This is a genomic window from Flavobacterium beibuense (genome assembly GCF_004151245.1).
GTDB classification, from domain to species: Bacteria; Bacteroidota; Bacteroidia; order Flavobacteriales; family Flavobacteriaceae; genus Flavobacterium; species Flavobacterium beibuense_A.
This window is the reverse complement of record NZ_JUIW01000006.1, coordinates 263,346-286,165: the sequence shown is the minus strand read 5'-3', so window position 1 is coordinate 286,165 and position 22,820 is coordinate 263,346. Positions and strand designations below refer to the sequence as shown.

Sequence of the window (22,820 nt, the reverse complement as noted above, 5' to 3'; positions counted from 1 at the left end):
TCAGGGGCTTTTCTTTTGGAAGGTTAGGTTGGTAAGGGTGATTTAAACAACCATTGAAAACAATTTAGTTTCCGGTGCTTTTCGTTTCAGCCTTAAATCAAAGGCCATACATATATTCCTTATATATGTTTTTCCTTCTTCGGTAACTTTTATACTGCTTTTACCAAACTCCAGTAAGCCGTCGTTTTCCATTTCTTTAAGGCTTAATAAGATTTCAGGCAATTCAGATAAATATAATGAACTGTCTTCCCATGAAGTCTCAAAACTGCACATAAGATTCAGTATGTGTCTTCTTATAACAAGATCTTCATCGGTAAGCAAATGCCCTCTAAAAACAGGTAATTCATTACTCTCTATTCGTTTATAATAGTCCTCAAGTACTTTTTCGTTTTGGACAAAAGCATACCAGCTGTCACTTATGGAAGATACCCCCAGCCCTATCATCAACTGTGTTTTAGAGGCACTGTATCCCATAAAATTGCGGTGCAGCTTTCCTTCTTTTAATGCGGTATACAAAGCGTCGCTTTTAAGGGCGAAATGATCCATACCTATTTCATGATAATTATTTTCCCCAAGCAGTACTTTACCTATCTCATAAAGTTTTCTTTTTTCCTCACCCTGAGGTAGGTTCTTTTCATCATAGCCTCGCTGTCCGTTCCCTTTTATCCAGGGCACGTGTGCATAGCTGTAAAAAGAAATCCTGTCAGGGTTAAGGGCTTTGGTTTTCTCAATAGTATCAACCATAGTTTCCACTTTTTGGAATGGCAGCCCGAAAACCAAATCATGGCTTATGGAAGTATAGCCTATCTCTTTTGCCCAAAAGGTCACTTTTGCCACATTTTGAAAAGGCTGCAGCCTGTGTATTGCTTTCTGTACAGTTTCGTCATAATCCTGTACGCCAAAGCTTACCCTCCTGAATCCTAGATAGTAAAGCTTTTGCAGGTGTTCTCTTGTCGTGTTGTTTGGGTGTCCTTCAAAACTGAATTCATAATCAGAAGCCTTCTCTGCCCTGTCAAAAATTCCGTTTATAAGTATTTCAATGTTTTCCGGACTAAAAAAAGTGGGTGTCCCCCCTCCCAAGTGCAGTTCTTTCACCCTTGGTTTTTCAGGAAGGATATCACAATACATATTCCATTCGTTCAACACTGCGGTAATATAGGTTGTTTCAACCTCATGCCTGCGGGTTACCCTTTTATTACATCCGCAAAACGTACACATGCTCTCACAAAACGGCAGGTGAATGTACAAGCTTATCCCTTCGGTAGCATTACTTTCATCAAATGCCTGTAAAAAGCTTTGTTTCCATACATCAGAGGTAAAGCCGCCATTATCCCAGTAAGGTACAGTAGGATAACTGGTATAGCGTGGACCGGGAACATTATATTTTTGCAGTATGTTATTTTCCATGATTAGTGATTTTATTAGTGATAAGTCAAAATTAGCGCAACTATTCACCCTAAAAAATGATATTTGTCAGCTTATAAAAGAGTAATGAGCCAGCACTAGCTATAAAGCCTTATTAAAAAACGGGGGTTATAGTGAAATGCTTTATATCCTTATGGTGAACATGGCTTTGGACTAATAATAAATCTACCGCTGGATAAATGGATTGATAACCTTAAAAACTGAATGAAAACAATGAAGTTTTTATAAGATGACTTTTGTCATTTGTTATTAAAGTCACACATACTAATTTTAGCTAACTTTATACAATAACACATTAATATGAAGGTAGTTAAAAATTCAGGCCATATTGTAGATTTTGACCGGAACAAACTAAAGCGTTCCCTTGAAAAATCCGGAGCCGATACTGCAACCGTAAAGAGCGTCCTGAATAAAATTGAAAAAAGCCTGTATCACGGTATTAGTACGAGGCAAATTTACAAACAGGCTTTTTCCCTTTTAAAAAAGGAAGCTAATGCCCATGCCGCAAGATATAACCTGCGTACAGCTTTGCGACAACTGGGGCCTGCTGGCTTCTTCTTTGAAAAGTTTATTTCCCGTTTATACAGCTTTGAAGGTTTTGAAACAAAAACCAACCTAACCCTTAAAGGTAAATGTGTTTCTCATGAAATAGATGTCTGCATTAAAAAAGACAGTACTATAGCCATAGTAGAATGCAAGTTCCATAGCAATCAAAACACACATTCAGATGTAAAGGTACCTATGTACATCCTGTCAAGATTCAATGATGTAAAGGCAGTAACACAACCTGTTTTTAGTGATGCTGATACTATAAACAAATGTATTATTGTTACCAATAACCGCTTTACATCGGACGCCATAACCTTTGCCAACTGCTCAGGACTGGAATTGTTAAGCTGGAATTACCCTCCCGAAGACAACATAAAAACCAAAATAGACAATAACTTTCTTTTTCCTGTAACCTGTCTTACAACGTTAAGCATGGCAGAAAAAGAAAAACTGCTTATACTGGATATTATATTGGTAAATGAACTCATTAATAATTCCGATTCCCTTGAAAAACTGGGTATAAGCAATAACCGGGTGAAAAATATTTTAAAGGAAGCATCAGAACTTTGTAATTACCTATAGTATGAAAGTAAAATTTATAGGCGGTGCAGGCACCGTTACCGGATCTAAAACCCTTGTAGAAACTAACGGAATAAGAATACTTATAGACTGCGGATTGTTTCAGGGACTGAAAGCACTACGGGAGCTTAACTGGCAACCTTTGCCTGTTTTGCCTTCCACAATAGATTATGTTTTACTTACACACGGGCATCTTGACCATTGCGGTTGGTTGCCAAGACTTGTAGAGCAGGGATTTAAAGGAAAGATATTCTGTACAAGACCAACAAAAGAAATAGCAAAGCTCATACTACTGGACAGTGCAAAAATTCAGGAAGAAGAAGCTGCAAAGGCAAATAGGGAACATTACTCAAAACATAAAGAGGCAGAGCCACTTTATACCGTTAAACAAGCCGAAAACGTATTTCCTTTATTCAGGGTTATTAAACCCAACGAGAATGTACCGCTGGATGCGGAAATATCTGCTGTTTTTACAAATGCCGGGCATATTTTAGGAGCCTGCAGTATTACTATTGATGCAGAACGTAAAACCCTTGTTTTTTCAGGAGATATAGGTCGTGATGACGATGTGCTTATGTACCCGCCTGTAAAACCCAGAAAGGCAGATTATATCTTTCTTGAAAGTACTTATGGTAAAAGGCTACACCCTGATACAGATGTAAAACTGGAACTCGAAGTTTTTATAAACAATGCCATAGCTAAAGGCGGAACGGTATTAATACCTGGCTTTGCTGTAGAAAGGGCACAATCTATAATGTTTATATTATGGCAGCTTAAAAAAGAAGGAAGAATCCCTGATGTGCCTTATATTCTGGATACACCCATGGGCGCCAATGTACTTAACATTTTTACAGAAAATGCCGAATGGCATAAACTCACTACTTATGAATGCACCGAAATGATACGAATGTTCTCTATAGTATCACGTTTTGAAGATACCCTAGCGGTTATAGAAAATCCTAAACCTAAAGTAGTGATTGCTGCAAGCGGTATGGCCACAGGCGGAAGACTTCTTACTTATTTTGAGCACTGCATTGGTAAACCCGAAACCACGGTTATTTTTACAGGATATCAGGCTGAAGGTACAAGGGGCAGGAAGCTTTTAGAAGGTGATAAAGAGATTAAGATTTACGGACAATACTATTCTGTAAAAGCCAACATACTTGAAATACAGGGACTTTCGGCACATGGTGACCAACAAGATCTTTTAAACTGGCTTTCGGATCTGCAAAAGAAACCGCAAAAGGTATTTTTGGTTCATGGTGAAAATGAACCTGCCGATGAAATGCGTATTAAAATTACCCAACACTACGGTTTTGATTGTTGTGTTCCCTTAATGGGAACTGAAATAGAGATTTAAATTAGTTTATATGCTGCCTGATGCTTCTTACTATTTCATCCTTAGGCAACACTCCTGATTGCCTCCATAACATTTTACCGTTTTGGAAAAGCATGATTGTGGGTACTCCCTTAACCTGAAACTGAGGGTTCATCATCAGTTGCCTGTTCTTGTCGACATCTATTTTGATGATTGTAATATCATCGCCCATATCCTCTTTTACTTCTTTAAGAATGGGAGCCAGCATTTGGCAAGGCCCGCACCAGGTAGCAAAAAAATCTACCAGTACAGGTTTATCTCCGTTTATAAGTTGATTAAATTTATCCATTGGTTTTTATTAGGGTTCATAAAAGCGTAATCTGTTCCTTAGTTGGGCTATTTCACCCTGCATATCCCTCATTTTTTGAAGCAGATGCAAAACGGCATCCAGTCCTTCGGTATTAATATTAAGTTCGTTATGCAGCCTTATCATTCTTTCGGCCTCACTTACCTGGCTAACAGGTAAAAAGTCTTCTTTCTCAACACTAACAATTTCTATTAGGTTATACTCCTGCAATGAGCTGATAAAAGAAACCTCTATGCGGTGATGCTCACAAAATATTTTTACCGGTATATATTCCCTGCTATCCATATCTTATTGTTTAGAAAGGTTAGACAATTCTGTAAATAATTCTTTTTGTTTCTCTGTAAGATTGGTAGGTATTTTAACCGTATAGGTTATATATAAATCGCCAAAGTTACCCTCCTTTTTATACACCGGAAAGCCTTTTCCTTTTACTCTTATCTTAGTACCGTTTTGGGTTTCCGGCGCAACCTTAAGTTTAATTTTTCCGTCCATAGTGTCAAACATAAATTCGCCACCAAGAACAGCCATGTAAAGATCTATTTCCTTTTCGGCATACAAATCATCACCCAGCCTTTTAAAGTTATCAGAGTTCACTACGGAAAAAGTAATATATAAGTCGCCATTAGGACCGCCGTTTGCACCCTGGCCGCCCTGTCCTGAAAGTTTTATAACCTGACCGTCGGCAACACCTGCGGGTACAGTTATTCTCAGGCTTTTGCCATTAACCGTAAAAGTTTGTTTATGGGTAGTAGAAGCCTGATCCAGGGTTAAGGTAAGTTCGGCATTATAGTCCTGCCCTTTAAAGCGGGCCTGCCTGCTACGGCTACTGCGGTTAAATCCGCCACCGCCAAACATTGATTCAAAAAAGTCAGAGAAATCCCCTCCTTCAAATTCGTGTCCTGTAAAACCCTGTGAAGTAGATTGACGCTGGTGAGACTGCCTGTATTTTTCATACTCTTCGCCGTGCTCCCAGTCCTTACCGTACTTGTCATATTTTTTCCTTTTCTCAGGATCACTAAGTACTTCATTAGCCTCATTAAGTTGCTGGAACTTTTTATGCGCCTCTTTATCGTCCGGATTTAAATCGGGGTGTAGTTTGCGGGCCAGTTTCCTGTAGGCCTTTTTTATATCATCGGTAGTTGCTGTTTTATCAACTCCCAATACTTTATAATAATCTATAAACTCCATAAAACATTGGTTTGCAGTATAAATTTACAGCTTATATCTTATTTTGTCAAGTAGGAAAAATAAGATTTAGCTTTTTTTAACCCTTATACTTCAAACTGGCTTTTCTTATAGTATATGATTATATGTTTTCCAGTTTAAATATGGATTTTTGATTGTACTTCTCCCCTTTCCTTAAAACTGCTGAAGGGAAATTACCCCTGTTTGGAGCATCAGGAAAGTTTTGGGTTTCAAAGCAAATACCACTAAGCGTGTTATAATCGGCTCCTTCTTTACCTTTAAGTTTACCAAAACAGTTCCCTCCCACATAAATATGTACTGAAGGTTGGTTAGTATGTACCGTCATTTTAAGTCCCGATTTTTTACTGCTTAAAATTGCTGCAGGTTTATCATTATCGGTAAGTACAAAAGAAGTATCTATAACCTTAGGACAAGGCGCAGCTTGCTTAAAATCAAAACCTTGTTGTGTTGCCTCAATAAAATTTCCTGTTGGTATATTTAACTCGTCAGTCTCAACAATAGAATCTGTAAAGAGCTGTAAATCTTGATTTACCATATTATTCTTATGCCCTTCCAGATTAAAGTAACTATGCTGTGTAAGATTGATTATGGTATCCCTATCACTCACCGCTTCATAATCCACAACTATTTCATTATCCTCAGTTAAGGTATATTTAACCTCAATAGTAAGTTCTCCCGGAAAGTTTTCTTCTCCGTCAGGGCTTACATACTTAAATTTAATATAAGGATTGTCACCGGTTTCAACGGCTGTTACCTCCCAAAATGCGCGGCCAAACCCTAAGTTTCCACCATGAAGATGATGCTCCCCTAAATTAGTATTGAGGGTATAATCTGTTCCGTTTAAACTGAATTTTCCGTTCTTTATGCGTCCGGCATACCTACCCATAATTGCCCCAAAATAAGGAGATGAAGGAAGACTGTAAGAATCTATATAACCTTCAAGGGTGTCAAACCCCAATACGATATCATAAACTTCTCCTTTTGAGTTAGGCACATTTAGCGAAGTTATGGTAGCTCCATAATTAATTACCGTAAGGCTTATTCCGTAGGTATTTGCTATAGTATAGCTGTTAACCTGCTTACCGTTTGGCAATATGCCGAAAGGCTTTGCAACATTGTTGAAAGCGGTACTGTTATTATCCATTAAATGATGCGGTTATAAATAAAAAACAGGCTGTAAAGCCTATCTTTTAAAATTCAAAATTAAAGCCTTTTTTAGTAAGCTTTTCATATATTTTCTGGTCAAACTCATAAAGCTTAGCTGCGCGATGCGATACGTCTTTCTGCTTTTCATCAAGCTGAACCAATAACTTCATTTTAAGTATTTTACGTCTAAAATTAGACTTGTCCATCTCTATTCCTAAAATTTCCTCATAAAGCTTCATCAGCTCAAAAAGCGTGAATTTTTCAGGCAACAGGTTAAATCCTACAGGAGCCTGTCTAACACGGTTGCGAAGGTGTTCAAGGCTATAGTCTAAAATCTTATTGTGATCGTAAATAAGTTTTGGTATTTCACTTATTTTATACCATTTGGCATCCGATGCTGTAAAACCAGCGCGAACATTATAATCTTCACGTTTTATAAGGGCAAAATAGCCAATGGTAATTACACGTCCTAAAGGAAAACGATCAGGCTCACCAAATGCTTTAAGCTGTTCAAGATATATATCGTCAAGCCCTGTTAAATCGGCAAGTAGTCTGTGCGCTGCATTATCAATACTTTCTTCCTCCCGTATCCATCCTCCGGGAAGACCCCATTCTCCTTTTCGTATACCTTCTCCGTGTTGTACCAATAACACTTCAAGCATTCCCTTATCGAACCCGAATATAACACAGTCAATAGTGATTGAGTTCATTACTGACCGTTCAATAATTCTTCCTGATTCTTTATCGATAATTTTTTTCACCCCTCATTTGTTTTAAAAACGCCAACGAATATAGGCATTTTTTTCAAAATGCTAATATCAGTTAATTTTTTCCGATTCTACTGCTATTAGTCCTAATATTTATTAAATGTAAATTTTTTTAGGTAATATTTTGTTAATAATAAAAATATGTTTTATACTTGTGGTCAAATAAACCATAAGAAAAAACGATATAGTAATTTATGAATTCAACTAAAATAAATAAAAGCAGCATTTATCTTATAACAGCAGTGGCCAGTTTGGGCGGTTTGCTGTTTGGTTATGACACTGCAGTAATCTCGGGTGCTGTTGGCGCTCTAAATGATTATTTTATCAGCGACCTGTCAAACAATGTAGTTGCGGCATCATCAGCAATCAGTGAGTTTAAAATTATTATCACATTGTGTACTGTGGCTGTTATTGGTTTAACGGCCTCTTTTATTTTAAGATTTTACAAACGAAGTACCGCTTATGCCATAATTACAGCATTAGTTGTACTTGGAGGGGCTTTTTATTACTATCAGTTTTTAACCCTTCCTCCTGTACTTACCGAAAATTTACAGAACTCTATTTTAGGATTTATGGTAAGCAGCGCACTTGTAGGCTGTATTATTGGTGCTGCTGCAGGGGACAGGATTGCTAACTCTATAGGTAGAAGGAACGGGCTGCTGTTATCGGCGGCTCTTTTTATTATATCGGCAACAGGATCGGCTTATCCAGAGGTTATAAACGTATTCTTTGGCAGTAGCCTTACTTCATTTATCGTTTACAGAATAATAGGCGGTATAGGTGTAGGGCTTGCAAGTATGCTTGCACCACTTTACATTGCTGAGATGGCTCCTGCAAACATTCGTGGTAAACTGGTATCATGTAACCAGTTTGCTATTGTAAGCGGTATGCTTATCGTTTACTTTGTAAACTACTTTATAGTAAAGGGGCAGACAACCGAATGGATTAATACAGACGGATGGCGCTTAATGTTCCTTTCAGAAAACATACCGGCAACATTATTCTTCCTTTTCCTTCTTTTTGTTCCTAAAACACCACGTTTCCAGGTAATGAAAGGTAGAGAGGCAGAAGCTTCCAGCGTACTTGCTAAACTTAACGGGCCTGAAAAGGCACAAACCATACTACAGGAAATTAAAAGCTCTTTTAATGTAAAAAAAGCACACTGGTTAACTTATGGCTGGACTATAGTAGTAATAGGTATATTACTTTCTGTTTTCCAACAGTTTGTAGGTATTAACGTAGTACTGTACTATGCTCCCGAAATTTTTAAGGGAATGGGCTTAGGCACCGATGCTTCTATGATACAAACCATAATTGTAGGTGCCATAAACATGCTGTTTACCATACTTGCAATCTTTACGGTAGATAACTACGGACGTAAAAAGCTTATGCTTATAGGTAGTGTTGTTATGGCTGTAAGTATGTTAGGTCTTGGTACCGTGTTGTACTCACAGGGTAGCGCAACAATGTCTCTACTACTTATGCTGCTATACATTGCTGCATTTGCCATGTCGTGGGGTCCTATAACATGGGTATTGCTATCAGAAATATTCCCTAACAAGATAAAAGGTGTTATGGCAGTAGCCGTAGCCGCACAATGGCTTGCCAACCTTGTTGTATCGTGGACCTTCCCTATGATGAACAATAACGAATCGCTTACACAAATGTTCAATCACGGCTTTTCCTACTGGATATATGGTGTTATGGCAATAATATCGGCACTGTTCATTTGGAAATTCGTTCCTGAAACCAAAGGGAAAACCCTTGAGGAAATGGAGCATTTATGGCTTAAAAACAAAACAGAATAATAATTATAATCTATTAATAAACAATGTATTTTCTAGGTATAGATTTAGGAAGTTCTTCAATTAAACTTTCGGTACTGGATGCCGAGAGCGGAACTACTATATCATCTGTAAGCGTACCTGATTTTGAAATGGAAATTGTCGCTCCCCAACACGGGTGGGCCGAACAGGACCCTGAAAATTGGTGGCAATATGTAAAAAACGGAATTGGACTACTTAAAACAAAACGTAATACTGATATAAGCAAAATAGCCGGAATAGGCATTGCTTATCAAATGCATGGTCTAGTACTTACAGATGAGAATCTGAATGTTATAAGGCCGTCTATTATTTGGTGCGACAGCCGTGCTGCACAAATTGGTAATAACATATACAATAGCATTGGGGCGCAAAAATGTCAGGAACTAATATTAGGCAGTCCGGGCAATTTTACCGCTTCTAAACTTAAATGGGTAAAAGACAATCAGCCGGAACTGTTTGAAAAAGCAAAATACATGATGCTTCCGGGCGATTATATTGCTGCTAAACTAACCGGAGTTGCACAAACAAGTACATCAGGCTTATCGGAAGCTGCTCTATGGAACTTCCAGGAAGGCAGATTAGCAACCGAAATACTGGATGCTATGGGCATATCTAAAGAGATTATCCCTGAAATAGTACCAAACTTTGGCAATCAGGCACAAATTAATCCTCAGGTAGCTACAGAATTAGGGCTGAACCCTAATGTAAAAATAACGTATCGTGCAGGCGATCAGCCAAACAATGCATTATCACTAAACGTATTAAAACCCGGGGAAATTGCAACTACAGCAGGTACATCGGCAGTAGTATATGCTGTTTCCCAAAATGCTATTTATGATGCCAATAACCGCATCAATACATTCCTGCATGTAAACAATGCTCCTGCCGACAAGCACAACGGAGTTATGCTTTGCATTAACGGATCGGGTATTTTATACCAATGGTTAAGAAAAATAATGTCGGCCGACAGACCCGAACTTATTTCGTATGAAACCCTTAATGCCGAAGCTGCAAAAGCACAACCAGGCAGCAAAGGGCTTCGCTTCTACCCTTTTGGTAACGGAGTAGAAAGAATCTTCAACAATAAGGAAGCAACATCAGGAATACAAAACCTGAACTTTAACATACATAGTTCACCACAACTGGTACGTGCAGCCTGCGAAGGAATTGTGTTTGCAATGAACTATGGTTTTGACGTAATGAAATCAATAGGTGCCGGTGGTGATATAGTACGTGCCGGAAAGGCCAATTTATTCCTGAGCCCTGTGTTTAGAGAAATTTTTGCCAATACTACTCAAACAACGGTTGAGCTGTACAATACCTCGGGCGCAGAAGGTGCCGCACGTGGTGCTGCCTATGGTTACGGGTATTATGCATCCCTGGACCAGGTTTTTGAAAAACTGGAATGCTTAGAGCGTATAGAACCAAACAGCGCACTAACAGCTCAGTATGCAGAGATATACAATGAATGGAAAATCAATATTAATATACAGGAATAAAATGGAGACAAGCACTCAAACTTTTTTTAAGAATATAGATAAAATCAAATTTGAAGGCAGGGAAAGCAACAATCCGCTTGCTTTTAAATGGTATGATGAAAACCGCGTAGTGGCGGGAAAAACACTAAAAGAACACTTACGTTTTGCTATGGCATACTGGCATACGCTATGCAACACGGGAGACGATCCGTTTGGTGCTTCTACAGAAAACCATGCATGGAACAAAAGCGAAAATGCAATTGCAAGAGCAAAAGATAAAATGGATGCAGGTTTTGAATTCATGTCAAAACTATCTATTCCGTTCTACTGTTTTCATGATGTAGATATGGTAGATGAAGCCCCTACCCTTGCTGAGTTTGAAGAGCGTATCCAGATAATGGTGGAGTATGCTAAACAAAAACAGCAGGAAACAGGTATTAAGCTTCTATGGGGTACTTCTAACCTGTTTACAAATCCGCGTTACATGAACGGTGCATCCACTAACCCTAATTTTGATGTGGTTGCTTATGCCGGTGCACAGGCTAAAATTGCCATTGATGCTACTATTGCATTAGGAGGTTCTAACTATGTATTTTGGGGCGGCCGAGAAGGTTATATGAGCCTTTTAAATACCGATATGAAGAGAGAGCAGGATCACCTTGCCATGTTCTTAGGTACTTGCAGGGATTATGCAAGAAAACAAGGGTTTAACGGTACTTTCCTTATCGAGCCTAAACCTATGGAACCAACAAAACATCAGTATGATTATGATGCTGCCACATGTGTAGGGTTTATCAATAAATATGGCTTACAGGATGACTTTAAACTGAATCTTGAAGTAAACCACGCTACACTTGCAGGGCACACTTTTGAACACGAACTTCAGGTAGCTGCAGACGCAGGCCTTTTAGGCAGTATAGATGCTAACCGTGGAGATTACCAAAACGGATGGGATACAGACCAGTTCCCTATAGATGTTTATGAAACTACGCAGGCAATGATGATATTCCTTCAAAGCGGAGGTCTTAATAACGGAGGTATAAACTTTGATGCCAAAGTACGCCGTAATTCAATCGATGTTGAAGATAAATTTATAGCGCACATATCAGGTATGGACACTTTTGCGCGTGGCCTTATTTGTGCTGATCATGTACTTAAAAACACAAATTACTTACAATTACGTAAAGACCGTTATGAATCTTTCGATTCAGGCAATGGAGCAAGGTTTGAAAAAGGAGAGCTCACTCTAGAAAACCTTAATGAAATTGCCCGCAAAAACGGAGAACCAAAACCTATGAGCGGAAGGCAGGAATTATTTGAACAGATAATTGCCAACGCTTACTAGACTTACCAGGAGAGCAAAGACAACGAACACTAACTAAACGGAGCTAATGCTACCACACTACGTGGCGGACTTTTTTTAGGGCTTTACGGCCATTTGGTATGCTTACTTCGTACGTAAGAAATCGGTAAAACTGCTTTTAAGCTGAGTGGATAAAATAAATTAAGTTGTTTGGGTTAGTAATTATACTCATCCGGGGGCAGTTTTCAGACTTCCTGTCCCCGGTTTTATTAATTTTAAGCACATCTATTTATATAATTATCATGACCACAAGAAAACTATTATTACCTTCTCTACTAGCCTTGCTTATAGCCAGCTGTTCGGAAACTAAAAACACAACGCACCAACTGGCATCGCCAAACGGTGAGAACAAAATTACCTTCTCTTTAGACGGTTCGGTACCTACCTATACCGTTAACCATGATAGCAAGGAAATTATTACCCCCTCGGCTCTTGGATTTATCCTTAAAAATGAAGACCTGAGCAAAGATTTTGAATTGTTAGATATACAAACCTCAACACACGACGATACGTGGGAACAAGTTTGGGGCGAAAAGAAAAATATAAGAAACCACTATAACGAAATGGTGGTTAAGCTTCAAAGCAAAGAAAAACACAATTTAGAGATACAGTTCCGTGCTTTTGATGACGGTGTGGCTTTTCGCTATGTATTCCCTAAACAAAATGTAAAAGACAGCATCTTTATTATGGACGAGGCTACGGCCTTTAACCTTAAGGAAGATGGTAAAGCATGGTGGATACCTGCCTATCAGGAAAACCGTTATGAGTATCTGTATGAGGCTTCTCCGGTAAGTACACTGGACGTAGTACATACACCATTAACAATAGAAAATAAAGACGGAGTGGTACTAAGCTTCCACGAAGCCAACCTGGCAGATTTTGCCAGTATGGTACTAAGGCATACCGAAGGTTCTAACCTTAAATCGGAACTGGTACCGTGGGCAGACGGTGTAAAAGTACGCACAACCGAAACCTTTACTTCTCCTTGGAGAACCATACAGATAGGTGAAAAACCGGGTGAACTTATCACTTCCTACATGATATTAAACCTTAATGAGCCAAACGTATTAACGGACACATCATACATAGAGCCTTTTAAATATACAGGTATATGGTGGGGTATGCACATAGGTAAATACACGTTTTGGGAAAGTGAAACCCAGGGAGCAACTACAGCGCACGCTAAAGAATATATAGACTTTAATGCTAAAGAAGGCATTAACTACCTGCTTATTGAAGGATGGAACAAAGGCTGGACTCCGGCTTGGTATGAAAATAGAATGCACATGTTCAGCTTTACTGAAAATGCCGATAATTTCGATCTTGAAAAAGTGGTTGAGTACGGCAAAAGCAAAGGTGTAAACATTATCGGCTATCACGAAACAGGCTCTAACCTTATTAACTACCTTAAGGAAATAGACGAAGGTTTTGCTCTTTACAAACGTTTAGGTATACATAACGTAAAAATCGGACAGGTAGGTTCTAAATTAAACATGAAAGAATGGCATCACGGTCAGTTTGGTGTAAACTACTACCGTTATGTACTTAAAAAAGCTGCTGAGTATGGTTTAGCCGTTAACTTCCACGAGCCTATAAAAGATACGGGAGAAAGACGTACTTACCCTAACATGATGGCACGCGAGGGCTCTCGTGGTATGGAGTACAATGCATGGAGTGAGGGTAACCCACCAAGCCATGAAACTATCCTGCCGTTCACAAGATTACTTTCAGGACCTATGGACTTTACCCCAGGCATACTAGACGTGGAGGTAAAACAGGGATATCCCGGTAAAAGAGTACATACAACAGCAGCAAAACAACTTGCCCTATATGTTACTATCTACTCACCTATTGAAATGCTTGCCGACCTGCCTGAAAACTACGAAGGTAACCCTGCATTCCAGTTCCTTAAAGATGTACCTACAGACTGGGAAGACACTAAAGTACTTAACGGTGCTATAGGTGAATACATAACCACTGCGCGTAAGGATATTAAAGGTGCCGACTGGTATTTAGGCAGTATTACAAATGAGAAAGCCCGTGATCTTGAAGTAAGCCTTGACTTCCTTGATGCAGATGCTCAATATGAAGCTCAAATCTATGCAGATGCAGAAGGAACAGATGAAACTCATAACCCTGATAAGGTAAGCATTACAAAACAAAACGTTACAGCAAAAGATAAATTAATACTTAAACTTGGTGCTTCCGGTGGTGCAGCCATAAGGTTTAAAAAACTGTAAGTAATGAATAAGTATTTGCTTATACTTTTTATTATTAATAACCATACCATTGCAAATACCGAAGTAACCCTAAAGTCGTTTACTAAGAAATACTGTGAGGTAATGTACCTATATTTAAATCACTATCGGTACTGGGATTGAATGAAAAAATTGATTTCAGCATGGATGACAAAGGCTTCATTTTAAACTCCTAAGCAAAAAGTTGACGACAAAGCTTTTGTTTTAAAGATAATTATACAATAAAAAAGAGGCCACTGGCCTCTTTTTTATTTACTCTTTTATAAGTTTATAGGTTTGTTGCCTTCCGTTGCCGGAGGCCTGTAAAAGGTATATACCCTCTGGTACTTCTGCCAGGTCGACAGTATTTGCACCGGAAGCAAAACTACCCGATTTTACAGCCTGTCCTAACATATTATATATTGTATAAGCAGTACCTTCTATATTTTGTGATGACGCTATAGTAAATATCCCTGACGAAGGGTTAGGATAAATCGTCAGGTTTTCTTCTTTCATATCAATAATTCCCAAATTATCAGCCATTTTAAAAGTTGTGGTTTCCAGTGCTCCATAGTCGCCCCCCTGTACAATCACCTCTCCCGATGTTGTGGTAAGCGAATAACTTCCATCTCCCTGAGAGCAGCATATTCCGTCACCATAAACATCTTTTATAGTAAATGTATAACATCCTTCCTCTAACATAAAAGTCTGACTGTATGTTGTATTGTCTCCGTATGAATCAGGTGCTACACTATATATAACATTACCGCTTGCATCTTTAAGGGACCAGCTAACCTCTTCGCCATAAGTATCGGTAGTTATCGTAAATACTACATTTGATGTTTCAATAGTATCCGGAGTAACAAAACTTTCATAGATACTGTTGTTAGCTGTATTTTCATCGGTACCATTATTCGGGTTAAGCACGATAACCTCCAGTGTGTTCTCCCCTAGCACGGTTGCATTTTGAGGCAGATCTATAAGAGCGCTTTCATTCTCGGCTATATTTCCTGTCCAGTCTATAATTACAGGCTCTGTACCATTAAAACTGCAGCTTATTTGTACAGAAGTAAGATTTTGAGTACCGTTATTGATTAATCTTAAAACAGGTGCTACCTGATTACCGCAAGGATTATATCCGTGTTCATAAAAAATAGCCTTAGCATCCAGGGTATAAAATTCCTGCGGAGGGTACCAATTGGTAGTTATTGCCCCAGTATTGTCAGGATCAAGCCAGTCTTTAAGTCTTGTATCCGGTGTTTCACCCATATCCCATGAAACCCCTAACCTGCCATAGCCTACTAAAAGCCCTCCTGTATTAATACCGTTACATACATTACCTGCTATAAACCATGCCTGCCCTATAAGCCTTCCGGTATTATCGAACATACCTGAACCTGACGATCCCGGCTCCAGTGCACCTACTTCAATACTTTCCTGTACCCAGATATATCCCATATCATTATCCTCTATATCTTGTGGAATTGGAGGATTGGCATCATAACTAAGCTTCATAATATCTCCTGAAGGATGGTGAAGCCCATAAGTAAAAGGTGGGGGTACATCACTCCTGTCCCAACCTGACCAAACAACATCCCATTCTTCAGGAATATCCGAGGTCATTTCAACCAGCATAAAATCAGGTTCCTCTTTTCTTGCTTTCAACTGTGCACCACTGGCGGTTAGGTAGTAGTTAGGTGCATTATTGGCACTTTGCTGCTCGCCTCCGCAAACAGGATTAGGACTTACCCAATTGAACATAAAAGCCCATTCCGTTGGATCGGAATAACAGTGATTTGCAGTTAGAAAATATGGGGTGCCGTCATTATTCACATTATTAATAAGAGTACCCGAACAAAAGTTAGAATTATTAACGATAATAAGTCCTGTCGATTTTTTGCTTATATCCTTGATATTATTAATACCTTCCAAAAAGCATTCGGCATCAAAATGACAGTCCTGAGAGTTATTAATATTACTGTCAGGGTTAATTAAAGTAACCGTGCGATAGCCGTGTACTACTTTAAAGATTTCAAGCTTACCCTGCCCTGCTACAGCAGCAGGCTCAAAATACTCTATCCATATATCGTCTCCGGTTACCAGCCAGGTTCCCAACACCCTGCTTTCATTATTCTGCTTTTCGTCATAAGCCCCCAGCAAATCGCTCCTGTCATTATTGTACAGGTATACTTTTGCTCCTTTAGGCATATAAAAATCTGAGAACAAAAAATTTAAAGTCTTTGCACCCTGAGATACATACCTAATTCTCCATACCCTGTCGCCGTTAGGCATAGTATGCCAAACACCGCTGTTTTGAAGATTATTATCCGTAAGAAATTCATAACCAAAACGCCATGGCTTGTTTTGATCTAAATCCCTTACCCTGTCTTCAGCCTGAATGGAATCCAGATTAAAGGAAGGCATTATAATAGCCTGAGGCTTTTCTATTCCTTTTATGCGCCAACTTGCCGGGCGTCCTTCGTTTGTTACCTGACCATATCCTAAAGACATTATCAGTAGTAATGTGAGTAATGTAAATTTTTTCATAATGGTATAAATAATTAATAGATGGGTGTAAATCTAACTACAAATCAATAAGTTATAAGTTAACCAATGTTAATATACGTTAACATAAAACCAATAAAAAAAGGCAAGATTATAAAAACCCTACCTTTTTATTTTTTTTCTTTAATATAATCCTTACATAATGAGCCTTACGCCTCCCAGTTCTGAAACCCTGTAAGGGAATTTATCACTGGGTGAACCTATAAACATAAAGTTTTTAGGGATGCCCCATTTTTCAGAAAGTTCATCTATAAGGTCAGGACCAAATGTTCCGTTTATTTCTATAAACTCAATATGTATCTCCGGATAGGCTCTATCTAAAACCTCTAAATCTTTTTTTAGGGCTTCATTATTAGTTTCTGAAGATTTTACATTTACGATCTTTAGTTTCTTTGTGGTTTCATTATCCTCAACATACTGCATTACCTTATTAAGTATGCCCACGTTATCGCCTTTTGTAAAGAAAACAAACTCCTGAGAGTGTATCTTCCTATTCAGTTTTTCCAGATAACGGTTACTTACTATTGTAAATCTTCGTATAGGTTTGTAAAAATAGGATACTACACTTACCGCCACATTTATAAGAACCGCCCTGTTTAGCATAAGGAAAACAAATATGAGAGCAGGTACTAGGTATTGAACAAAGGTTTGAAATGCCTGCATTCCCTCTCCATTATCACCTACAACCATATTACCCCTAAAGCCTATTATTATAAAACATATGGCAATAACAACAACAAAGGCGTTTGCTCTTTCCGGTCGGGGTAATCTTTTCCTCTTTATTTTAAGCAGCAGGTTTCCTATTCCAAATAGTGCCATAACCGCTAAAAAAGAAAAGGTATAAACCCCTGCAAGAGATGCAAGGTCACCTTTAGTAGCATATAAAACAGAAACACATAAAATAAAGAAGGTTATTATTATCCTGTAACTACTTCCATTCTTATTTTCCTTAAGGAAATAGTTAGGTAAAATACGGTCTAACGTCATACGTTTAAGTAGTCCCGAAACACCTACAAAAGAAGTTAGAACCGCACCACATAATACTAAAACAGCATCTATAGAAATTATCCATGATAACCAGTTGCCTCCTGTAGTTTGCCCCAGATAAGACAATAACGATTCCTTATGCCCGTCTAGTTGAACTATGGGTAAAATAGCTATAATAAGCAGGGCTATTACCGGATTAAAAAAGCTGACTATAGCCCACATGTTACGCAGGGTTTTCCTGAAAACTCCGGGCTGCTGCTCTTCCACAAAGTTGGCAGAACTCTCAAAACCCGAAATACCTAACATTGCAGCCGAGAAGCCTAAAAAGAGGGTATACACAATACCCCGGGGGTTATGGGGAAGACTCCAGTTAAACTCAAAAGTTTCAGTACCATGATTAATTAAAAAGAATATTGCAGTTACCACCAACAATGTTAATGAAGCTAAATGAACTATAAAGATAAAAACCGCGACTGCTGCCGATTCACCTATACCTATTATTGCCAGGCCTGTAAATATGAGTAAAACAATAATCGTTGCTATTTCTATATTAAGTCCGTGAAAGATATTGTGGAGGTAGTGCATCGCCTCACCTGCCGAAATAACTGCCGTAGCCATATAGGAGAGTACGGTTAATATGGCGGCAATAGAGGCTACCCTTTTAGAAGAGGTATTTAATAAAACATTGTAAGCCCCTCCATTTAACGGAAGTGCACCTACTACTTCACCGTAGATTTTCCTGAACATAAATAATACTACCGCAACCACTAAAAGTGATATCCAGGCATATTGTCCTGCATATCCTATAGTTAAGGCAGATACATATAAGCAGGATGAACTGATATCGTTACCACAAATAGCAGTAGCCTGCAGTTCATTAAGCTTATGAACTATTTTATCTTTCATGAATTGGTTTGTTTTGTTATTTAAAATTAAGTAATTAAAACAACCTTCCTCTTGTAAATGATGAATTTTTTAACAAAAAGGCGGTTAATTTTTATCAATTAAAAATTATAAAAACAAAAAAATACCCTGACCAATGGCCAGGGTATTTAACCTAGTAACAATTAATATTTAATCTATCATCAATTTAATAATCTGTTGTTTGTTATCTGCTTTAATGTTTACAAAATACATTCCTGATGTAAGTGATGAAACATCAAATGAATTTTCGCCATTGCTAATATTTTTAGCAAGTACTGTTTTGCCTGAAATATCAGATACGCTAATGCTAACAGTATTAGCAGTATTTTTTGTAAAGTCAATATTTACCATGTTTTTTGCAGGGTTTGGATATAAAACAAATAAACCTTTGCTGTTTTGGGCAACACTAAGACTTTGAATAGTTGTGGTAGCGGTATTTGTTATAATAGGCTCATTAAAGTCGAAATAAATACCTGCTGTAGCTTCAAAAGTATCACCTAACTGTACGTTTGGCATTGGCTTTATTCTATAACTTACATAACCATGGCTTTCAGGCTCGTTAACTTCTTCTCCAGGCAGGTTAATATTATCAAATATAAACTGTACCGTATTGTTTTCTATCTCTACTCTGTAATCATGGCTTGAAGCTATAGGCTGGAAAGTTGCTACATCAAACTTATCATCCAGAATATCTTCTACTCTTATATTCACAGCATCGGCATTACCTGTATTTTGGAACCTTATAAGATAATGAAGGTATCCGTCTGCCTGCTCTTCGGTAATATACTCGCCTTCACGACACGCAATATCATTAGGGTCAAATGAGTTTACAACTTCAAGATCAAGTTCATCAACATTATTTGAAAGGTTATCGTCTCCTTCAACAGCCGTAACATTAGCTACAAGGTTTAAAATATCTCCCGCATTTACCGTTGGCGGAGTAAATACTGTAAAATAAACATCTACATATTGTGGTGTAAATGGCTCAAGATTGGCATAATAAACATCAAGAATATTACCCGTTAAATTCATCATAGGAGAAGAACTATCATAAGTCATGATAGTATCATCAAACTCAAGTGTAACGGCACCGTTAAGTGTAGTATTACCTAAATTTTGAAGTAACAGTTTACAATGGAAAGGGAATCCAGGTCTAGGTAACTGATACGGTAGTATATATACCATTACATCATTATACGGATCTGGTGCTGTAAGGCAAAAATTGTTACCCTCTATTACTCCCGGTGTAGTTAACGTGTATGATGCCGGAACAGTTTGATAGGTTTGTGGTCCCTGTCCCATCACGCTAATATAGTTTACCCCATCCGGTACATTTAAAAATGTATAGTTTCCGTTTGCATCGGTAAATGTATAACGGAAATCATTTCCATTAGTAAGTGAAACCATAACATAAGCTGCAGGAGTACCTCCACTCTCACAACCGTTACCTTCAGAATCTAAAGTAAGGGTTCCGGAAAGTAAATTTTCGGTGCATGGTACTATATTTATAATAATTGATTGAATTTCATAGCATCCTGTTTCAGGATTTTCTATTCTAATCCATATTTCTGACCATTCACCCATCTGATCCGTAGAAAAAGATTCAGGATTCTCTATAGGATTATTACCGTTCATTAAGTCCATTTCTATATAATGGAATGTAATGTTATATAAAGAAGGGTCGTCAAGAGCCTCATCAATTACACTCGTAAGGTCTACTATAACTATTCCGTCCTCATCACTATCACATACATCAATCGGACTTATAGGGTTGGTAGGTATTTCTTCCCAGCTTGACCACATAATCAAAAAAGAAGTTACAGCAAAACTATCATCATCAGCATTTGATACTCTTGCATAAATAATTTGTTGGTTTCCCATTGAAATATACTGCATGGGATTAGGGATAGCATTTGTCCCAGCTTCAGCATCAATTTGTGTCTCATGATAGGTAACCATAAAGATTTCAGGATCCTGATCTCCTAAAATAATTTGATCCTGTTGTGTTAGGTCAAAAATTTCATAGCTGCATTGCATAATATCAGGCGGTTGGTTTGCTGTAGTTTGTGCAAATACACTGGTAACAAATAAAACCATTAAGGTTAAAAAAGGTAATCTTAATTTCATAGCAAGTTGATTTTAGGTTAAAAAAATATTGTTTCCATAAAGTTTTAGCTAACTTTTTACTTAAACATTTAAAAACTAAAATCCCCTACTATTTTTTTATAATAAAAAAAGCCTGTATAAACAGGCTTTAAAATTTTAATCAGTACTACTAGGTTTTTGCTTTACACTCCCTAAACCAATAGAGAACCTATAGCCAAACTGAAGCTGAAAAAAAGAGTCTTCACCATCATCGGTATCCCAAAAAGTTCTAAGCCTTAAAAATATAGACTGTGATTTAGTTTCTCCTGGATAATAATATATTTCTGCTTCATTTCTAAGTACCCAAAAATTATCCGGATTGTTTAAAAATTCATATCGGTTTAAATGGTTATAAAAGGTAAATTCTGGTGTCAATGTAAATCCGAAATTATTAAATCTTCTGAATTCAAATCTTAATCCACCTCCTAATCCATAAGTCTTAAAATTTACATTTTCCTCATCTTCCTGTTCAATAGTTGCAATCTGATAGCGTAAAGAACCAAATAGATTAATATTAAAAGGATAATCTTTCCTTGGAGAAAAACTAAAGATATCTAGAATAAGTCCCATATCCAAATATGATTTTTCTATAATTTCCAGTCTTCTTGGAATCCTAAAATGTCCTATTGTATCACCATTTGCAAGCGTTAGCCCTCTATTGTCCTCATCAAGTCTTGAATAATGAACATACGGTGATATTTTTCTGAAAAAATTTGAAGGAAATGCTCTAATTGATTGATAAGGTGCAATAAAAAAATCTGCATTTCCCTCAATTTGAACTATACCATTTGCAGAATCGTCAAACAACCCTAGAAAATCAGTATAAGTACGCATTTCCATTATGCTTTGAAGGTTAGTATCCTGATTTACTTTATATACCCTTCTGCTTTGTTTGAATGCGTCCTTAGCCCCTTCATCCTTGGTTGGCAGTGTAAATTCTATGTCTTCAGGAACAAAATTATTACCCGGATTAGGTAGATATACCAAAACATCAGTTAGCTTTATAGTATAGAGATTAGCCGGAGTGCCCGTCTTTTTAGATATATCAGGAATTGTATCAGTATTTAAAGACGAAACTATCTTTAGAAATAAATAGTTTTTATCTGCATTTTGAGTATAATTAAGTAATGATATAGGTATCTTGTTTTCAAAAAGATATTGTTGGCTCTTATCCTGGTTTGTAGCATATACCCTTATATCGTGAATAGTTCCCCCTCTTATTGAAAACTTAACTTCTTTAAAGCAAACATATTTTGAAGAATCTTTTACAGGAGCGAATTTATTTGTATACAATTGTATTTTTTGTTTATCTCCCGGTATCTCTAAACTACCAAGGCAGGTTTCGCTTTTAATAGAAAAAATATCTTTAAAGACTTCCTCAGCTCTTTTATCGCCTTTAAAAACATTTTCTTCAACAATCTTGCCGTCGCCATACATAATGTATACCTCCTTTTCTCCCTCATCTTTCTTTTTAGGTACTAAAGATTTTTCTGTGAGTGTATAATTTTTCTGCACAGGAAAATAAGCAGTAAGGGAATCACCCGGTACACCTTTCAACAAATATTTATCTTTTACTACAAGTTGTTTAATATAAATACTGTCAAGCACTTCTTTTAATTGTTGCGTTTTTAGTGTTTCATCTTTAATATCATAATCGTAAGCAGCAATTTTATCTTCAAGTTTCTTCTTTTCTTTATTATGTTCTAATTGCTTATTGGTAAACTTTGAATAAAGTTCTTTCAGTTCCTGCTTTGCCTCTTCAAAGGGCGCATTCTGCGCATAACTTAAAGAGCAAAATAAAATAAATACTAAGGTGATTAAATGTTTCATTTTTTAATGCTGTTGTGGTTATAGCTCAAAGCTACTGTTATCCCAAAAGCATTTTTATAGGCAAAACCCTATTCTAAAAAAGTTTTTAGCCTATACATAAGATTATCA

General features: G+C 37.5%; 16 protein-coding genes. 6 read left to right on the top strand and 10 right to left on the bottom strand.

The features are described from left to right. Window positions 1-42: 42 nt before the first annotated feature. Window positions 43-1,407 carry an oxygen-independent coproporphyrinogen III oxidase gene (gene hemN, locus NU09_RS10275; RefSeq protein WP_129751193.1) on the bottom strand — a complete coding sequence of 455 codons (1,365 nt, stop codon included), beginning with the start codon at window positions 1,405-1,407 and terminating at the stop codon, window positions 43-45. Window positions 1,408-1,725: 318 nt separating this feature from the next. On the opposite strand from hemN, the gene NU09_RS10270 reads away from it, so the two are divergent. Both NU09_RS10270 and NU09_RS10265 read left to right on the top strand, forming a co-directional pair. Then, window positions 1,726-2,556, top strand: a complete 831-nt coding sequence (locus NU09_RS10270; RefSeq protein WP_129751192.1) for an ATP cone domain-containing protein — start codon at window positions 1,726-1,728, stop codon at window positions 2,554-2,556. A 1-nt stretch (window position 2,557) separates the two neighbouring features. Continuing rightward, window positions 2,558-3,913, top strand: coding sequence for an MBL fold metallo-hydrolase (locus tag NU09_RS10265; RefSeq protein ID WP_129751191.1), 1,356 nt, complete (start codon window positions 2,558-2,560; stop codon window positions 3,911-3,913). Between the two features lies 1 nt (window position 3,914). On the opposite strand, the gene trxA is transcribed toward NU09_RS10265, so the two are convergent. From trxA to NU09_RS10240, 5 genes are all read right to left on the bottom strand, one after another. Beyond that, window positions 3,915-4,220 (bottom strand): thioredoxin, encoded by a 306-nt coding sequence (gene trxA, locus NU09_RS10260; RefSeq protein WP_129751190.1) that lies wholly within the window; start codon window positions 4,218-4,220, stop codon window positions 3,915-3,917. Window positions 4,221-4,229: 9 nt separating this feature from the next. After that, the gene (locus NU09_RS10255) at window positions 4,230-4,523 is read right to left on the bottom strand and encodes a chaperone modulator CbpM (RefSeq protein WP_129751189.1); all 294 of its coding nucleotides are present in this window, start codon (window positions 4,521-4,523) and stop codon (window positions 4,230-4,232) included. Between the two features lie 3 nt (window positions 4,524-4,526). After that, window positions 4,527-5,426 (bottom strand): DnaJ C-terminal domain-containing protein, encoded by a 900-nt coding sequence (locus NU09_RS10250; protein ID WP_129751188.1) that lies wholly within the window; start codon window positions 5,424-5,426, stop codon window positions 4,527-4,529. Window positions 5,427-5,544: 118 nt separating this feature from the next. Continuing rightward, window positions 5,545-6,588 (bottom strand): aldose epimerase family protein, encoded by a 1,044-nt coding sequence (locus NU09_RS10245; protein ID WP_129751187.1) that lies wholly within the window; start codon window positions 6,586-6,588, stop codon window positions 5,545-5,547. Window positions 6,589-6,634: 46 nt separating this feature from the next. After that, the gene (locus tag NU09_RS10240) at window positions 6,635-7,300 is read right to left on the bottom strand and encodes an NUDIX hydrolase (RefSeq protein WP_129751222.1); all 666 of its coding nucleotides are present in this window, start codon (window positions 7,298-7,300) and stop codon (window positions 6,635-6,637) included. A 251-nt stretch (window positions 7,301-7,551) separates the two neighbouring features. Here NU09_RS10240 and xylE point away from each other — a divergent pair, with 251 nt between their 5' ends. From xylE to NU09_RS10220, 4 genes are all read left to right on the top strand, one after another. Beyond that, window positions 7,552-9,165, top strand: a complete 1,614-nt coding sequence (gene xylE / locus NU09_RS10235; protein WP_129751186.1) for a D-xylose transporter XylE — start codon at window positions 7,552-7,554, stop codon at window positions 9,163-9,165. Window positions 9,166-9,188: 23 nt separating this feature from the next. Then, window positions 9,189-10,682, top strand: coding sequence for a xylulokinase (locus tag NU09_RS10230; RefSeq protein WP_129751185.1), 1,494 nt, complete (start codon window positions 9,189-9,191; stop codon window positions 10,680-10,682). A gap of 1 nt (window position 10,683) precedes the next feature. Continuing rightward, complete coding sequence (xylA, locus tag NU09_RS10225) at window positions 10,684-12,006, top strand: xylose isomerase (protein WP_129751221.1); 1,323 nt, start codon at window positions 10,684-10,686, stop codon at window positions 12,004-12,006. A 260-nt stretch (window positions 12,007-12,266) separates the two neighbouring features. After that, complete coding sequence (locus NU09_RS10220) at window positions 12,267-14,264, top strand: glycoside hydrolase family 97 protein (RefSeq protein WP_129751184.1); 1,998 nt, start codon at window positions 12,267-12,269, stop codon at window positions 14,262-14,264. A gap of 270 nt (window positions 14,265-14,534) precedes the next feature. Here the strand turns inward: NU09_RS10220 and NU09_RS10215 are convergent, their stop codons facing one another. From NU09_RS10215 to NU09_RS10200, 4 genes are all read right to left on the bottom strand, one after another. Then, window positions 14,535-16,808: a T9SS type A sorting domain-containing protein gene (locus tag NU09_RS10215; protein WP_129751183.1), complete on the bottom strand. Its 2,274-nt coding sequence runs from the start codon at window positions 16,806-16,808 to the stop codon at window positions 14,535-14,537. Window positions 16,809-16,961: 153 nt separating this feature from the next. Further along, window positions 16,962-18,719 (bottom strand): APC family permease, encoded by a 1,758-nt coding sequence (locus NU09_RS10210; protein WP_129751182.1) that lies wholly within the window; start codon window positions 18,717-18,719, stop codon window positions 16,962-16,964. 168 nt (window positions 18,720-18,887) lie between these two features. Continuing rightward, window positions 18,888-20,864, bottom strand: a complete 1,977-nt coding sequence (locus tag NU09_RS10205; protein ID WP_129751181.1) for a T9SS type A sorting domain-containing protein — start codon at window positions 20,862-20,864, stop codon at window positions 18,888-18,890. A gap of 135 nt (window positions 20,865-20,999) precedes the next feature. Further along, a complete protein-coding gene (locus tag NU09_RS10200) occupies window positions 21,000-22,712 on the bottom strand; it encodes a hypothetical protein (RefSeq protein ID WP_129751180.1) in 1,713 nt (570 codons plus the stop codon). Window positions 22,713-22,820 lie beyond the last annotated feature (108 nt).

Excerpts from the sequence above, each read along its gene's own strand:
- hemN (WP_129751193.1), bottom strand. The coding sequence starts at position 1,407 with ATGGAAAATAACATACTGCAAAAATATAATGTTCCCGGTCCACGCTAT.
- NU09_RS10270 (WP_129751192.1), top strand. The coding sequence starts at position 1,726 with ATGAAGGTAGTTAAAAATTCAGGCCATATTGTAGATTTTGACCGGAAC.
- NU09_RS10265 (WP_129751191.1), top strand. The coding sequence starts at position 2,558 with ATGAAAGTAAAATTTATAGGCGGTGCAGGCACCGTTACCGGATCTAAA.
- trxA (WP_129751190.1), bottom strand. The coding sequence starts at position 4,220 with ATGGATAAATTTAATCAACTTATAAACGGAGATAAACCTGTACTGGTA.
- NU09_RS10255 (WP_129751189.1), bottom strand. The coding sequence starts at position 4,523 with ATGGATAGCAGGGAATATATACCGGTAAAAATATTTTGTGAGCATCAC.
- NU09_RS10250 (WP_129751188.1), bottom strand. The coding sequence starts at position 5,426 with ATGGAGTTTATAGATTATTATAAAGTATTGGGAGTTGATAAAACAGCA.
- NU09_RS10245 (WP_129751187.1), bottom strand. The coding sequence starts at position 6,588 with ATGGATAATAACAGTACCGCTTTCAACAATGTTGCAAAGCCTTTCGGC.
- NU09_RS10240 (WP_129751222.1), bottom strand. The coding sequence starts at position 7,300 with ATGAACTCAATCACTATTGACTGTGTTATATTCGGGTTCGATAAGGGA.
- xylE (WP_129751186.1), top strand. The coding sequence starts at position 7,552 with ATGAATTCAACTAAAATAAATAAAAGCAGCATTTATCTTATAACAGCA.
- NU09_RS10230 (WP_129751185.1), top strand. The coding sequence starts at position 9,189 with ATGTATTTTCTAGGTATAGATTTAGGAAGTTCTTCAATTAAACTTTCG.
- xylA (WP_129751221.1), top strand. The coding sequence starts at position 10,684 with ATGGAGACAAGCACTCAAACTTTTTTTAAGAATATAGATAAAATCAAA.
- NU09_RS10220 (WP_129751184.1), top strand. The coding sequence starts at position 12,267 with ATGACCACAAGAAAACTATTATTACCTTCTCTACTAGCCTTGCTTATA.
- NU09_RS10215 (WP_129751183.1), bottom strand. The coding sequence starts at position 16,808 with ATGAAAAAATTTACATTACTCACATTACTACTGATAATGTCTTTAGGA.
- NU09_RS10210 (WP_129751182.1), bottom strand. The coding sequence starts at position 18,719 with ATGAAAGATAAAATAGTTCATAAGCTTAATGAACTGCAGGCTACTGCT.
- NU09_RS10205 (WP_129751181.1), bottom strand. The coding sequence starts at position 20,864 with ATGAAATTAAGATTACCTTTTTTAACCTTAATGGTTTTATTTGTTACC.
- NU09_RS10200 (WP_129751180.1), bottom strand. The coding sequence starts at position 22,712 with ATGAAACATTTAATCACCTTAGTATTTATTTTATTTTGCTCTTTAAGT.